The organism is Lacihabitans sp. CS3-21 (assembly GCF_024343675.1).
Classification (GTDB): domain Bacteria; phylum Bacteroidota; class Bacteroidia; order Cytophagales; family Spirosomataceae; genus Leadbetterella.
Window position 1 is genome coordinate 16,745 of the sequence record NZ_RJUD01000017.1, and the last position, 13,008, is coordinate 29,752.

Below are 13,008 nucleotides of genomic sequence, written 5' to 3' on the forward strand. Positions count from 1 at the left end.
TAATCCAATTTTGATTTTACCTTGGCACTGTAAAATACATCACTGTAGCAATGAAAGAGAAAACCAGATTTGGGAGCCAAACTGCCAGCAGTGGTGGCATGTTTCCAGACTCAGCTATGCCTTTGGACATGATATAAAAGAGGATATATACAAAAGCCAAAACGAATCCTATAGCGATTTGGAGTCCAACACCACCGCGGGTTTTTCTGGCAGAAACGATCAAGCCCATCAAAGAGAGAATAATGACAGCAAATGGCGTAGCAAAACGCTGATAATATTCTATTTGGAAAATCTCTACGCCTTCTGCTCCTCGGCTATTTACTAAGGCTATTTGCTTTCTGAGTTGCGGAATAGTCATGGTTTCGTGGATATTATTCGTGTTTTCAAAATCTGATGGAAACATGTTTACTGCCGTGTCTAGCGGCACTGATCCGCTCGCTATTTTAAGTTGATCTTTTAGAATGCCTATTTTACGAATTTTATAATCATACAACTGCCATTTTTTTATTGAATCAATATAAACCGCTCGTCTGGATGTAAGCTTTTCTATCAATTGGTTGTTTTCTACTTTTTCTAAAGTAAAATCGTACGCTGTTTTGTTGGTGTTGTCGTAAGACGATAGATAAGCATAAATGTTTTTGTCCACCGCCATGTGGATGTCACGGTCGGCAAAGTAATATTTATCTTCAATGTATTGATTTTCAAAGGCTATACGGGTTTTGTTGGCTTTGGGCAATACCCAACCCACCATAAAGAATGAAAAAATAGCGACTATGCTCGATCCTAAAATATAGGGATACATCAATCGTCTAAAGCTGGTGCCGGTGCTTAGTATGGCTACTATTTCTGTATGCGATGCGAGTTTAGCTGTAAAAAATACCGTTGAAATAAATATCATCAAAGGGCTGATGTAATTGGCCCAATAAGGTGCAAGATTGGCGTAATATTGAAGAAAAATGGCTTTTGTGGGAGCATTATGTTCTATGAAATTGTCGTTTTTTTCTACAAAATCAATTACGACAATGACCAAGACAATGATAAATACAGCAAACACATAAGTGCTTAAAAATTTCTTTATCAAATACTTGTCTAAAATTTTCATATTGTTGATTTTAACCTCTTTGTTGCAAAGAAACAAACAATCTTTAGCGAATCTCGAGGTATAATTTGATTTCTGAAATTAGTGCAATTTCAAATTTTCGAACCCAAAATTAACAGAAAATTACTTAGGATTGTGATTTTAAGGAATTTTAAGACGGTTTTTCGGGTCCCGATAGCTATCAGGAGCTTACTGGTGGATTGGTAATTAGTAAATTGGTTTTAACTGATGTATAAGCTCGATGACAAAGTCAAAATCCTTTGAGATTTCCCCGTGAATTTTAAATGCTTGTATATTATTTCTAGTTTTCAAGTACCATTTTTTAACCTTAATTTTGAAAAAAAATATAACAAATACAATTATGATTTCGGTAAACGAATATTTTGGTGGAAATGTAAAATCATTGGGTTACACTACAGAAAGTGGCAAATCTACTGTGGGCGTAATGAATGAAGGAGAGTATGAATTTAGCACGGGCTCAGCCGAGACCATGACCGTAATTCAGGGTAAAATGGAAGTGAAAATTCAAGGTGAAGAAGACATCAACGTATATGAGGATGGAGAATCGTTTGATGTTCCGGCAAATTCAAAGTTTTGGGTAAACGTTCCTTTTCAGATTAGCTATTTGTGTGAATATGAATAAAATACAATAGAAAAAAATAGGTTTTGGAGACTACTGATTTTTTATAAGTAGTTTTTTTTGTTTTAATAGATAATATTCAAATTCGTAGAAAAAATTTAATTATTTTAAGAAAGTATTTGTTATTTTTCTTGGATTCCTCAAATCTTTATCTTACATTTTCTTCATATTTTTCTTTGCTTCAGAATTTTTTGATTTTCGATATTTTGAATTTTTAACATTTTAAACTTCAATATCATGAAACTGCCTATCAAATTTCTAGCATTTATTCCGCTCGCCTGTTTTTCTTGTACCAAGGTCGCCCAAACCAATTTTGACGAAAACGCTGAAAAAGCTAATATCATGAAGGTGATTGAGGCCGAAACCGATTGTTTTTTCAAAAGAGACTATGATTGTTGGCAAGATCAGTTTACGCATACCGATTATTCCTACCAAGCTTGGAGCAATGCCGACGGCACATTTGATGCCAGCGTAGGATGGAATACCATTGAAAAAAACCTTGGCAAATACATCAAAGAAAACCCTCAAGAGAAGGAGGAAGCTGGTTCAAGTCATCCTAAGGTCTTTAGGAAAAATATTAAAGTGAAGTTCTACGGAAACGAAGCGGCACACCTCACATGGGATCAGTACAACAGCGACCGTACCAATTCGTATTTTCTTCAGTCAAAAGAAGTTCGGCTGATGGAAAAAATCAACGGTAAATGGAAGATTGTGAATGTTTCGGCTTTTTGGAATTACAAGAATAAAATTGCAGAGAATGCTATTTAAAAAAAGACATCCAAGGTTTCTAAACAAAACCTTGGATGTTTTCAAGTTCTTTTTTTGCAAGACTACTTCACTCTTTCACCATGTTTGATAACCATTTTTACGTCTTGTAAAAGCGAAATGTATCTCAATACATCTCCTCTGACAGTAATGATATCGGCGTATTTTCCTGCACTTATACTGCCATAGTCTTTGTCGACTTTCATCGCCACTGCTGGCCAATAAGTTGCAGCTTTTATGGCATACATTGGGTCTATACCCATTTTATTTACCCACACATCTAGCTCATTCCAAGTGCTTTGGCTATGAAATTTCATCGGAATGCCGCTGTCTGTTCCTATTACCATTACTACGCCAGTATCTTTCAACTGGTTCATTTTTTTAGTCAAAGTCGGCTTTCTGATAGGCGTTAGTTGAAAATAGGGCATTTGTCCTGGGTATTTCAAAGATCCTTTGATGTCTTCAATGATGTCTTTGGGTAAACCCAAATGCCACGATGGATCGTCCAATTTTTCGGGATTATCTCGCACATACTCATAATTGTAAAGTCCCTCAACAGTTGGTGTCCAAAAAAGTGGGCCCATGCTCATTTTCGCAGTTCGTTCTTTTATAGCTGCTATAATGTCCTCGGGATATTCTGGGGCAGATGAAAGTCCGGTATGCTCAAAACAATCGACACCGATTTCGAGTCCAACGCGTATTTCGTTGGGTCTATGGCTATGGGCGATAACGGGTAAGCCATATTTATGGGCTTCATTTACAATGGTTTGTGCTTCGGCTTTTGTCATTTCATCGTGATCAATGAGCTTTATTACATCCACGCCAGCATCTGCAAGTTTTTTAACTTTGGCTTTGGCGTCTTCTTCGCCATATATTCCCCAACGGAATTCCTCGGTTTTGGGATACGGACGGTGTTGCAAAAATGGTCCTGAAACGTAAATGGTTGGCCCGGGTATTTTACCTTGGTTTATTTTGTTTCGAACGTTGATACTTGCTTCTAGCGGAGCACCCAAATCTCTGGCACTTGTTACGCCTGCCATAAGCAGTTGATGAGCAGACGACGGCATAATGATAGACTCAAATTTTTTGATGTAGGTACTGTCCCAATGGGTGTAATTGCTGTGTCCGTTGATCATCAAATGCACATGCATATCCCACAAGCCTGGCATTACGCTCATGCCTTCGGTGGAGATGATTTCGGCATCTTTTGGAATGGCCAATTCGCCGATACGGCCCACTGCTTTTACTCTTTTACCCTCAATGAGCACTACTGAGTTTTGGATAGGCGGTCCACCGAAACCATCTAATAATGTGCCGCCAACTAGGGCTTTGATTTTTTGGGAGTAACTCACTTGAGATAATAGTAGGGAAAAAATAACCAGTAGGGCTTTGAAATATTTGTTCATAAGTTTTAGATAAAATTTTAAATCAATTTAGTTCATTTCTATTCATAAAATGATACCAAATAGACTAACGCATTAATTTAGGCTATTAAACCTCGAATTATCAAAAAAACTTCACCACCAATTCAATCAATCTTTCTTTCAAATTGTTGTAAGGTGGCATCAATAGTTCTAAGGTGCTGGGTAAATGCTGGCGATAAACCCCGCGGGCATTGGTGAATTCTTGAAAACCAAAAATACCGTGTGCTTTGCCTATTCCGGAGTTATTAGAGCCACCAAAAGGCAAGTTGGGGTTGAAATAGTGCAGGTCGTTGTTGTTTATACACGAGTTGCCAGCACGGGTATTGTCCATGATTTTTTCAATATTTTTATCACTTTTACTGTATATGTAAAGTGCTAATGGTTTTTCTCCCTCATTGATTTTGGCAATGGCCTCATCAAGGTTTTTATAAGAAATTATAGGCAATACTGGTCCAAAAATTTCATTTTGCATCAATGCAGAGTCTGCTGGAACTTCGGAAACTAAGGTTGGCTCAATAAAACTCTTTGAGGTGTCTGATTTCCCTCCAAAAACAACTTGTGCACCCTTCGAAACTGAATCTTGTATGTATCCGTTTACTCTTTCAGCGTGTTTTTGGTTCACTATATGTCCGTAAGATTCAGACGATTGGGCGTCAGAGCCATAAAACGTATTTAAGGTTTTTTTCATGGCTTCAATCAATACTTCTTTTTTAGATTCGTGCACCAATACGTAGTCGGGTGCAATACATATCTGACCACTGTTATGGAATTTTCCCCAAACAATACGTTTGGCTGCGGTACTGATGGAGGCCGTTTCGTCTACAATGGTTGGTGACTTTCCGCCCAATTCTAAAGTGACAGAAGCCAAATTTTTAGCTGCGGCTCTCATTACAATTTTGCCAATAGACGGTGCACCAGTGAAGAAAATATGGTTAAATGGCAACTCCAAAAGTGCTGTTGAGGTTTCTATGCCACCTTCTATCAGGGCTATTTCGTTTTCGCTAAAAATGCTTTTTATCAATTTGGCCAGAACTGCTGAGGTGTGTGGGGTAAATTCTGAGGGTTTCAAAATTGCGGTATTTCCACCTGCAATAGCAGATACCAAAGGGCTTAAAAGCAAGTTAACAGGGAAATTCCAAGGTGCTACGATCAGACAAACACCTTTGGGTTCGTATTTGATATAAGAAGTGGAACCGAAAAAAGCTAAAGGTGTATCAGCCGCTTGCTTAGCTGTCCATTTTCCAACATGACTGATAGCGTGCTTTATTTCGCTCGTAACTGGAAATATCTCAGACAGGTCAACATCGGCTTTCGGTTTTTTAAAATCTGCCATCATGGCATCTCTTAAATCTTGCCTGAAAGTATTTTCTAAGGCATTTAAAAGTGCCTTAAGTTTTGACTTTCGCTCTTTTATAGGAGCGTTTGCAATTGCAAATTGATTGGCCTTTTGAGCCTGAAATATTCTATTTATTTGGTCAATATTTACTGCCTCAGATACAATATTCATGGTTTTGGTTTTTATTTGGTTGATTGTGAGTCGAATTTAATAAAAAATAATTTATTTGCTTCAAGAAAAGCAATTTCATTATAGAAAAATTAGAATTGTTTTCATTGAAAAGGTTGTTTGTCAGTTGTTTAAGTAGTTACTTTATTATTTTCCGAATAATTTAAAGTAAAATCCAAAGTAGTTCGTCTTCATAAAAAAAACTATTTCAAAAATTAATGAGCCAAAAAGACCGTACGATTAAAACCACCATTCAAGCTTTTGGAAAAAAGCTGTTTGGGTTTATTCGTGGCAAGGTTCGTTCTAACGAAGATGCCGAAGATATTCTTCAAGATGTTTGGTATCAACTATCGAGTTTTGGGAATTTGGAAGACATTGAAAATGTGAGTGCTTGGCTTTATCAAGTAGCCAGAAATAAGGTAACAGACAAGTATAGAAAGAAAACTACAGATTCACTTGAAGATTATGCTTTTGAAGATTCTGACGGGGATTTGATGTTTAAAGAAATACTGCTTTTAGACGATAGCAACAACCCCGATTTGGCTCTATTTAAAGAGACTTTTTGGAATGAACTCGAAAGAGCTTTACAAGAACTTCCTGAAAATCAGCGGGAAGTTTTTGTATTAAACGAAATGGAAGATTTAACTTTACAGCAAATAGCAGACCTCAAAGGCGAAAATCTTAAAACGATAATCAGCCGAAAAGGTTATGCTGTTAAACATCTGAGAAATAGATTGAATTATTTATACGAAGAATTAAATTATTAAAACAATGAAAAAAGGGCTTTTCTTTATTCCAGTAATCATAGCAGGATTTATGGCTTTTGGTTGGGTAATTATGCAGCTTTGGAACTGGCTCATTCCAGATATTTTTCATTGGTCAAAAATAAGTTATGTGCAAGCATTGGGACTTTTTGTTTTGAGTAGAATTTTGTTTGGGGGATTTAATTTTAGAAAGTCAGAGTACAGAAAGCCACCATTTGTCAAATCAAAATTTAAAGAAAAATTCATGAACATGAGTGATGAAGAAAAGCAAGCTTTTAAGGAACAATGGAAGGAAAGGTGTGGCAAGTGATAGATATTAGATATTGATTTTATTCAAAAGTCTTTCTTCAGTGAAAGACTTTTTTTTGTATATAATATGTTCATTTGTAGGTGATTATGGTTTATTTCAAAAATAAATCAAAAACTTTAAAGTAAAATCTCCACTCGCTCGTCTTCCCTTTTATAAACAATAAATTTAAAAATGTTAAAGTCAATTTTGTTTGGAGTATTTATGGGAGCTACCTTATTTTTTGCTCCGTTTATTTTACTGTTCTTTTTACTGTTCTTCCTTCTTATGGGCATAGGTTTTAGAAGAAGAATGCGATATGCCCAAGCCCAATATCGCACCGTTCGCAACGATGTATATGCTATGTCTGGATTTGAAAGTGTTGTTTTCAAGAACAGAAACCAAAATAGCCAAATCATCCATATTGATTAATTTTTAAAACGTACAAATTATGAAAAGAAGACCAAGATTTTTTGTGAGTATTTTAGCAGCTATACTCACTTTCGGTGCATTGACAGCCCATTTTGGCTGGAGACATCACAATAAACATTTAGGGCATCATGCAAATCATTGCGTACAAGGCCACGATAATCAAAAAAGTATTAACCAAAAAAACAATTAAAAACATGTGTAGAGATAAAGCTCATTATCATCATGCATTTCATAAAATGCAAAATTTTGGCGGAGGTTTCCGTCGTCCAAAATACAATGTGCCATTAAATATTTCAGAGAATGAAACTGAATATTTGGTACAGGTTTATGCCAACGGATTTGGCAAAGAAAATATTTCGATAGCAGTTAAAGAAGATGTTTTGCACATTACTGGTCTGCAAGAAATTGAAAATCCACCAAAATTTATCCAACAGGAGTTTCCTTTAAAAACTTTTGAAAGATTGGTGGCTCTGAATAGAAAAGTGGATGCTGAAAACATTACCGCAAAACACGAAAATGGTATTTTGTCGGTCAATTTACCAAAATCAAAAGAAGCACTTCAAAAAGATGTGCAAATAGAGGTAAAGTAATAGCTCATAAATTATACGAAAAGGCAGCTTCTTTGAGGCTGCCTTTTTTTGAATACAGGATTAGTAAAAAAAATTGAATCAATTTTTAACTTAGTCCAACCTGTATATTTCCATAATTTCAGAAAGAATTTTAGGAAAGTTAATTTTTAAGTCTATCAATTTACCAGTATGAATATCAAAAACCCATCCATGAACTGTAAGGCCTCTTTCTTTGTGTGCTTCCTGCACAGCGGCAAGTTTTATGACGTTGATACATTGTTCCTGAACATTTAATTCAACCAATTTATCGTATCGTGCCGGCTCATCTGTTATGGCATTGAGTACATCTTTATGAGTCCTGTAAACATCTCTAATATTCCTCAGCCACGGATTCAGAATCCCCATGTCGGCGGGCTGCATGGCTGCTTTTACTCCACCGCAGGCATAATGACCACACACGATGATGTGTTTAACTTTCAAATGTTTCACAGCGTAATTGATTACACTCATTACGTTGAGGTCTATACTTACGACCATATTGGCGATGTTCCTATGAATAAAAACTTCTCCTGGCTGCACACCCATCAAATCTTCTGCAGTTACTCGGCTATCTGAGCATCCTATATAAAGAAAATCAGGACTTTGTCCTTTTACTAGGTTATTGAAGTACTCGGAGTCTTTTTCTAGCTTATCTGCCACCCAAATTTCATTGTTCCTGAAAATTTGCTCGAATTTGTCCATTTGCTTTGAATAAAATTGAAGAATTCTTTTTTATAATAATACATCATCAATAGGTACAATTTTTTCTGGAAGTTTTGTTTCCCCTAATAATTCCATGATATCTATTTCAATATTTCTGCAAATTGTACTAAGTGGAATATCATTTACGGAATTATCAAAGGGGTTTTCGGAGTATTCGCCAATTTGTTCCATGGTGAAAAATACCCAAGAAATAAGTAATGAAAAAGGTACAGTCAACCAGGTTCCCCAAGTTGCCAATTGACTCAAATCTTTTAATAGGCCAAAAGGCAGAAGGAAAATGAATAATATTACAAATACTCTGCTGAATATGCTGTATTGTCTGAAAAGAGGCGTGTTTTTGATCCTTTCGCAGCCACCTTGTAAATTAAAAAACTCGTTTACGTGCTTTACCAAGTCACTGTGTTCATACTCGTCGAGTTGTTTGTTCTTTTTGAGTTTTGTTAACTCCAATATTTGAGACTTTAATAATCCCGAAGCAACATTGTTTTTACCTTTTAACTCTTCATAATATTGAAGTTTGTTGTTTTCCTCTAATATTTTTTTCAAACCGGCATCAAATTCTTCTATTTCTGCCCTTTCACCTCTAAAGGTTTGATGTATGTTCTCTTTGCTTGTTGCCCATGGGATAGTTTTTCTAAGTTGTAATCTAAGAATATTGATATAGGCGATGTGTTTTCTGAGCATTTCTTTCACTATCGTCTTGTCGTCAACCAAGGCAATCAGTTGAACTGTAAAATTTCTACTGGTGTTGGTAAAGCCACCCCAAAGTTTTCTAGCTTCCCAAAGTCTATCGTAAGCTTGATTGTTTTTGAACCCGACGTAGAAAGCCACTGCTGTGCCAATGGATGCAATAGGAACAAAAGGTATTCCTATGAAAGTCCAACCACAATATTTGTATAAAATCACCGCTAGAATGCTTACAACGAGGGTTCTAAAAAGGTTTTTTCTGGCGAAATGCCAAAGGAGTTTAAATGTAAAGTCTTTTCCAGTATACATAAATATCTATAAATTAATGAGTTAGAAAAAATTTGGGGATTTTCATTTGGCTTTGATAATAAGATCTGCGGCTTTTTCGGCAATCATGTAAACTGGGGCGTTTGTGTTACCCGAAACCAAGGTTGGCATAATGGAAGCATCCACTACTCGGAGGTTTTCTATGCCATGTACTTTGAGAGAACTGTCTACCACCGCCATTTCGTCATTTCCCATTTTGCAGGTACCAACCGGGTGATAAACGGTTTCTACTTGTTTCTGAATATGATCCCAAATCGCATCATCTGAAGTGCCCAAAGGTGGTGTAATTATCTTATCAATATGGCTTGAAAATGCTTTTGAGCCGAGTACCTCTAAGGCTTTTTTTCCACCTTCGATAAGTACTTTTCTGTCATCTTCGTGTTCCAAAAAATTAGGCTGAATTAGAGGTGAATCTTTGGCATTTTTGCTTCTTAAACTTACAAATCCTCTACTTTTTGGTCGTAAAAGTGTCGGAAGGATACTTACTCCGTCAACAGTTGGGAAGGTTTTGATGTCATACACATCACAAGAATAATCGTCACCCAAGTGCAGTGAAGCAAAATGAAATTGATAATCTACCCTTTCTGGACTCAAAGATGTGCTTCCAAATGCAATGGCTTCTAATGGCCCTATAGTGAAAATACCTGTTTTGAAAAGTAAATATTGCACCAAATCTTTGAGTTGATTCAATGGTTTTAAGTGATGGTTTTGGCCTTCTTGGGTGGTTGTAAGTGCACTAATGGCATAGAACAAATGGTCTTGCAAGTTTTTGCCAACACCCGGAAGATGTTTTTTGCATTCTATCCCTTGTGCTTTCAGCTCATCTTTGTCACCAATGCCTGAAAGCATCAATATTTGTGGAGAAATAAATGATCCAGTGGAAAGGATAACCTCTTTCAAAGCTTTATAAATGCCTGTTGATTTGTTGGTTACTTCTACTCCGACGGCTTTGTCTTTTTCTATCATAACCCGCTCTATGCGTGTGTTGGTTAGAATAGTGAGATTTTTTCTGTGTTTGATGGGATTCAGAAACGCATCCACAGCACTGTGTCTTTTGCTGTTTTTGATATTGAATTGAAACCGGCCTGTTCCTGCTTGTTGCTCACCGTTATAATCTTTATTATCAGAAAAGCCTCTTTCAATACAAGATTCAATGAAAGCTTGAGAAAAAGGTGTTTTGAAATTCTTTGAAAATTCCACATTCAGCAAACCTTCGTTTCCATGAAAATCATTCTGGATATCTTGGTTGTTTTCTGATTTTTTGAAAAATGGCAAAACATCTTCATAAGCCCATCCTTCATTGCCAAGTTTTGCCCAATCGTTGTAGTCTTCTTTATTCCCTCTCACATAAGCCATGGCATTGGTGGAGCTACTGCCACCCATCACTTTGCCTCTTGGTAGATAGATTTTTCGGTTAAGAATATGTTCCTGAGGTTCGGTATAATAGCCCCAATCTACTTCAGTTCTATGAAGCTTGGCATACCCAGCTGGTATATGAATCTCCATTTTGGAGTCTTTTCCGCCAGCTTCTATTAGCAAAACGGAGTTTTCTGGATTTTCAGACAGACGATTGGCCAAAACGCAACCTGCACTTCCTGCACCAACAATAATGTAATCAAAAGTCATTTATTTAAGGGTTTATGAAATAAATATAGGACTTTTTGGGCTTCTAAAAAAATATTCAAAAATCCTTAGAGCTGAGAATCAAAAAATATCAATGTTTCGGCAATATGTTCTGCCCAATATTCCCATGAATGTTCACCGGGGTTTTCTTTATAGATATGGTGAATATTGTGTGTGAGAAGCTCTGAGTGGAGCTTTCTATTTTGTTCTATTAATACATCATTAGATCCACAATCGAAGCGGAAAGAAGGGAGGTTTGCTTTATTTTTTATCATCCAATCCATTACCCCATCTTGTTCGATGGCTTGATTTTTAATCGTTTCAAAATCAGCAACAAATTGCTTCAATTGTTCAAAATGTGTGATGGAAGATAATCCTGAAAAAGCTTTGAAAAGATGTGGGTATTTTGCTCCTAATCGCAATGCACCATAGCCGCCCATGGAAAGACCTGTGATGAAAATTGGTGATTTATCGGTTATTTGTGTGTATTGCTCTTTCATTACATCAATAACATCTTCCACAATCCATTTTTCATAATTCTCGGTTTTGTGAGGTACATATCCACTTCCATCACCCAAAAGTCCGTCAGAGGGCATCACGAATAACATAGGCTTTATTTTTCCTTCTTTTATCAACCTTTGAGCAGTTTCATGTACTTTGCCTTTCATTGACCAAGCCCAATGGCTGCCATAAACCCCGTGAAGTAAAATAACCAATGGCAACGATTTGTCTGAAATGTCATTTTTTGCTGGATTGAAAATCGTAATGTCGGCACGTTTTTTTAGTGCATTACTTTTTACAGTAATAAAGTCAAGGACTTCATAACTGGATAACTCGGTCGTGAAAAATTTTGTCATTTTAGTTTTTATAAAGGTCACGAAGTATAGCAGTTTACTTCACAGTGTTTCACGGTTTGATTTCTAAACTTTGAGAAAAATATTGTCTATAATCGTAAATCCAATATTGAATAAATTGTAAATCGAACTAATCTAAAATCGTCAAATGAATCAATCGTCAAATCGAATAACTCCCTTGGCGTTCTTTCCCTCATGCATATCTTTGAAGGCAAGTTCTAAATCTTCCAAAGCATAAGTTCGTGTAATCATTTCATCCAATAGTAGGTCACCTTTGGCATAAAGATCTTGGAGAATCGGAAAATCAATTTGCGGACGAGTTTTGCCATAAAGTGGATTTATATATATTTTATCCCATTCAAAAAGGTTCATGTCAATCTTGATTTCTTGCTCAATTCCACTAACTTGCACAGCCATTCCAGCATTTCGAACCATTGCCAATGGAGCCGCACCAAGCTCTGGAATTGCAGTACATTCGAAAGCATAATCTGCTCCTCTTCCATCACATAATTCTTTTACTGCTTTGGCTGCTTTTAACAAACCTATATCTTCTTTTTCTGCCAAAAGCGTATGTGTAGCACCATATTCTAAGGCCATTTCAAGTCTTAATGGATTTATATCAACGGCAATTATTTTACCTGCACCTGCTATTCTTGCCCCTTGAATCACATTGAGACCCACTCCGCCGGTACCTAAAACCACAACGTTGGTTCCGGGTTTAACTTTGGCGGCATTCACTACAGAACCGTAGCCAGTCATTACCCCGCAACCAACTATAGCAGCCGAAGGAAAAGGAATATCAACATGGACTTTAACGCAAGCTGCCTCTCTTACCAAAGTATATTCCGACATGGTTCCTAAACTGAAAGCCTTTTCGATGGGGCTTCCGTTTAAAATAGTTGATTCAAAAGAAGCATGGCCTCCGCTTACTTTATTGCCTGCAGTTACTGCCGAATTTCGTTCGCAAATATGCTGGTTTCCTTCTTGACACTGAAAACATTCATAACAAGGAATAGCCCAATTGAGCATGACTTTGTCGCCAATAGAAAAGTTCTTTACAGCTTCGCCAATGGCTACAACTTCGCCTGCTCCTTCATGGCCCATTACCAAAGTTTTGCCCCACGATTGCGAATCCCAATCGGTATGACAAATTCCTGCTGCCTTTATTTGTACTAATATTTCATCGTTTTTAGGATCTGCAATTTCGATAGTTTGAATCGAAAATTTACCTTCGCCCGACGCTATTGCTGCTTTTGAATGTATCATAATGGT

15 protein-coding genes are annotated in these 13,008 nt (G+C 36.7%); 7 read left to right on the top strand and 8 right to left on the bottom strand.

Going from position 1 to position 13,008, the window contains the following annotated elements; all coding sequences use genetic code 11:
• Positions 1–16: 16 nt before the first annotated feature.
• The gene (locus EGI24_RS11190; protein WP_255048488.1) at positions 17–1,102 is read right to left on the bottom strand and encodes an LptF/LptG family permease; all 1,086 of its coding nucleotides are present in this window, start codon (positions 1,100–1,102) and stop codon (positions 17–19) included.
• A 358-nt stretch (positions 1,103–1,460) separates the two neighbouring features.
• Here EGI24_RS11190 and EGI24_RS11195 point away from each other — a divergent pair, with 358 nt between their 5' ends.
• Both EGI24_RS11195 and EGI24_RS11200 read left to right on the top strand, forming a co-directional pair.
• Complete coding sequence (locus EGI24_RS11195; protein ID WP_255048489.1) at positions 1,461–1,742, top strand: pyrimidine/purine nucleoside phosphorylase; 282 nt, start codon at positions 1,461–1,463, stop codon at positions 1,740–1,742.
• Positions 1,743–1,976: 234 nt separating this feature from the next.
• Positions 1,977–2,507 (top strand): hypothetical protein, encoded by a 531-nt coding sequence (locus EGI24_RS11200; RefSeq protein WP_255048490.1) that lies wholly within the window; start codon positions 1,977–1,979, stop codon positions 2,505–2,507.
• 62 nt (positions 2,508–2,569) lie between these two features.
• On the opposite strand, the gene EGI24_RS11205 is transcribed toward EGI24_RS11200, so the two are convergent.
• Positions 2,570–3,910 (bottom strand): amidohydrolase family protein, encoded by a 1,341-nt coding sequence (locus EGI24_RS11205; RefSeq protein ID WP_255048491.1) that lies wholly within the window; start codon positions 3,908–3,910, stop codon positions 2,570–2,572.
• Positions 3,911–4,010: 100 nt separating this feature from the next.
• Complete coding sequence (locus EGI24_RS11210; protein ID WP_255048492.1) at positions 4,011–5,435, bottom strand: aldehyde dehydrogenase family protein; 1,425 nt, start codon at positions 5,433–5,435, stop codon at positions 4,011–4,013.
• A gap of 215 nt (positions 5,436–5,650) precedes the next feature.
• On the opposite strand from EGI24_RS11210, the gene EGI24_RS11215 reads away from it, so the two are divergent.
• The 5 genes from EGI24_RS11215 (at position 5,651) to EGI24_RS11235 (ending at position 7,504) form a co-directional block, all read left to right on the top strand.
• Positions 5,651–6,199: an RNA polymerase sigma factor gene (locus EGI24_RS11215; RefSeq protein ID WP_255048493.1), complete on the top strand. Its 549-nt coding sequence runs from the start codon at positions 5,651–5,653 to the stop codon at positions 6,197–6,199.
• A 4-nt stretch (positions 6,200–6,203) separates the two neighbouring features.
• Complete coding sequence (locus EGI24_RS11220) at positions 6,204–6,506, top strand: hypothetical protein (protein WP_255048494.1); 303 nt, start codon at positions 6,204–6,206, stop codon at positions 6,504–6,506.
• 171 nt (positions 6,507–6,677) lie between these two features.
• Positions 6,678–6,914 (top strand): hypothetical protein, encoded by a 237-nt coding sequence (locus EGI24_RS11225; RefSeq protein WP_255048495.1) that lies wholly within the window; start codon positions 6,678–6,680, stop codon positions 6,912–6,914.
• Positions 6,915–6,933: 19 nt separating this feature from the next.
• On the top strand, positions 6,934–7,104 hold the full coding sequence (locus tag EGI24_RS11230) for a hypothetical protein (protein WP_255048496.1): 171 nt from the start codon (positions 6,934–6,936) through the stop codon (positions 7,102–7,104).
• A 4-nt stretch (positions 7,105–7,108) separates the two neighbouring features.
• Positions 7,109–7,504: an Hsp20/alpha crystallin family protein gene (locus tag EGI24_RS11235; RefSeq protein WP_255048497.1), complete on the top strand. Its 396-nt coding sequence runs from the start codon at positions 7,109–7,111 to the stop codon at positions 7,502–7,504.
• A 90-nt stretch (positions 7,505–7,594) separates the two neighbouring features.
• Here EGI24_RS11235 and EGI24_RS11240 read toward each other — a convergent pair whose 3' ends face one another.
• The 5 genes from EGI24_RS11240 to EGI24_RS11260 form a co-directional block, all read right to left on the bottom strand.
• Entirely contained in the window at positions 7,595–8,224 is a 630-nt protein-coding gene (locus EGI24_RS11240) for a carbonic anhydrase (protein WP_255048498.1), read from the bottom strand.
• A gap of 30 nt (positions 8,225–8,254) precedes the next feature.
• The gene (locus EGI24_RS11245) at positions 8,255–9,241 is read right to left on the bottom strand and encodes a bestrophin family protein (RefSeq protein ID WP_255048499.1); all 987 of its coding nucleotides are present in this window, start codon (positions 9,239–9,241) and stop codon (positions 8,255–8,257) included.
• Between the two features lie 42 nt (positions 9,242–9,283).
• A complete protein-coding gene (locus tag EGI24_RS11250; protein WP_255048500.1) occupies positions 9,284–10,885 on the bottom strand; it encodes a GMC family oxidoreductase in 1,602 nt (533 codons plus the stop codon).
• 65 nt (positions 10,886–10,950) lie between these two features.
• The gene (locus tag EGI24_RS11255; protein ID WP_255048501.1) at positions 10,951–11,739 is read right to left on the bottom strand and encodes an alpha/beta hydrolase family protein; all 789 of its coding nucleotides are present in this window, start codon (positions 11,737–11,739) and stop codon (positions 10,951–10,953) included.
• Positions 11,740–11,889: 150 nt separating this feature from the next.
• Positions 11,890–13,002, bottom strand: coding sequence for an alcohol dehydrogenase catalytic domain-containing protein (locus EGI24_RS11260; RefSeq protein WP_255048502.1), 1,113 nt, complete (start codon positions 13,000–13,002; stop codon positions 11,890–11,892).
• Between the last annotated feature and the right edge of the window lie 6 nt (positions 13,003–13,008).

What these genes read in the sequence shown, in the direction of transcription:
- EGI24_RS11200 (WP_255048490.1), top strand. Translation starts at nt 1,977, where the DNA reads ATGAAACTGCCTATCAAATTTCTAGCATTTATTCCGCTCGCCTGTTTT.
- EGI24_RS11190 (WP_255048488.1), bottom strand. Translation starts at nt 1,102, where the DNA reads ATGAAAATTTTAGACAAGTATTTGATAAAGAAATTTTTAAGCACTTAT.
- EGI24_RS11210 (WP_255048492.1), bottom strand. Translation starts at nt 5,435, where the DNA reads ATGAATATTGTATCTGAGGCAGTAAATATTGACCAAATAAATAGAATA.
- EGI24_RS11225 (WP_255048495.1), top strand. Translation starts at nt 6,678, where the DNA reads ATGTTAAAGTCAATTTTGTTTGGAGTATTTATGGGAGCTACCTTATTT.
- EGI24_RS11250 (WP_255048500.1), bottom strand. Translation starts at nt 10,885, where the DNA reads ATGACTTTTGATTACATTATTGTTGGTGCAGGAAGTGCAGGTTGCGTT.
- EGI24_RS11260 (WP_255048502.1), bottom strand. Translation starts at nt 13,002, where the DNA reads ATGATACATTCAAAAGCAGCAATAGCGTCGGGCGAAGGTAAATTTTCG.
- EGI24_RS11230 (WP_255048496.1), top strand. Translation starts at nt 6,934, where the DNA reads ATGAAAAGAAGACCAAGATTTTTTGTGAGTATTTTAGCAGCTATACTC.
- EGI24_RS11220 (WP_255048494.1), top strand. Translation starts at nt 6,204, where the DNA reads ATGAAAAAAGGGCTTTTCTTTATTCCAGTAATCATAGCAGGATTTATG.
- EGI24_RS11195 (WP_255048489.1), top strand. Translation starts at nt 1,461, where the DNA reads ATGATTTCGGTAAACGAATATTTTGGTGGAAATGTAAAATCATTGGGT.
- EGI24_RS11205 (WP_255048491.1), bottom strand. Translation starts at nt 3,910, where the DNA reads ATGAACAAATATTTCAAAGCCCTACTGGTTATTTTTTCCCTACTATTA.
- EGI24_RS11235 (WP_255048497.1), top strand. Translation starts at nt 7,109, where the DNA reads ATGTGTAGAGATAAAGCTCATTATCATCATGCATTTCATAAAATGCAA.
- EGI24_RS11215 (WP_255048493.1), top strand. Translation starts at nt 5,651, where the DNA reads ATGAGCCAAAAAGACCGTACGATTAAAACCACCATTCAAGCTTTTGGA.
- EGI24_RS11240 (WP_255048498.1), bottom strand. Translation starts at nt 8,224, where the DNA reads ATGGACAAATTCGAGCAAATTTTCAGGAACAATGAAATTTGGGTGGCA.
- EGI24_RS11255 (WP_255048501.1), bottom strand. Translation starts at nt 11,739, where the DNA reads ATGACAAAATTTTTCACGACCGAGTTATCCAGTTATGAAGTCCTTGAC.
- EGI24_RS11245 (WP_255048499.1), bottom strand. Translation starts at nt 9,241, where the DNA reads ATGTATACTGGAAAAGACTTTACATTTAAACTCCTTTGGCATTTCGCC.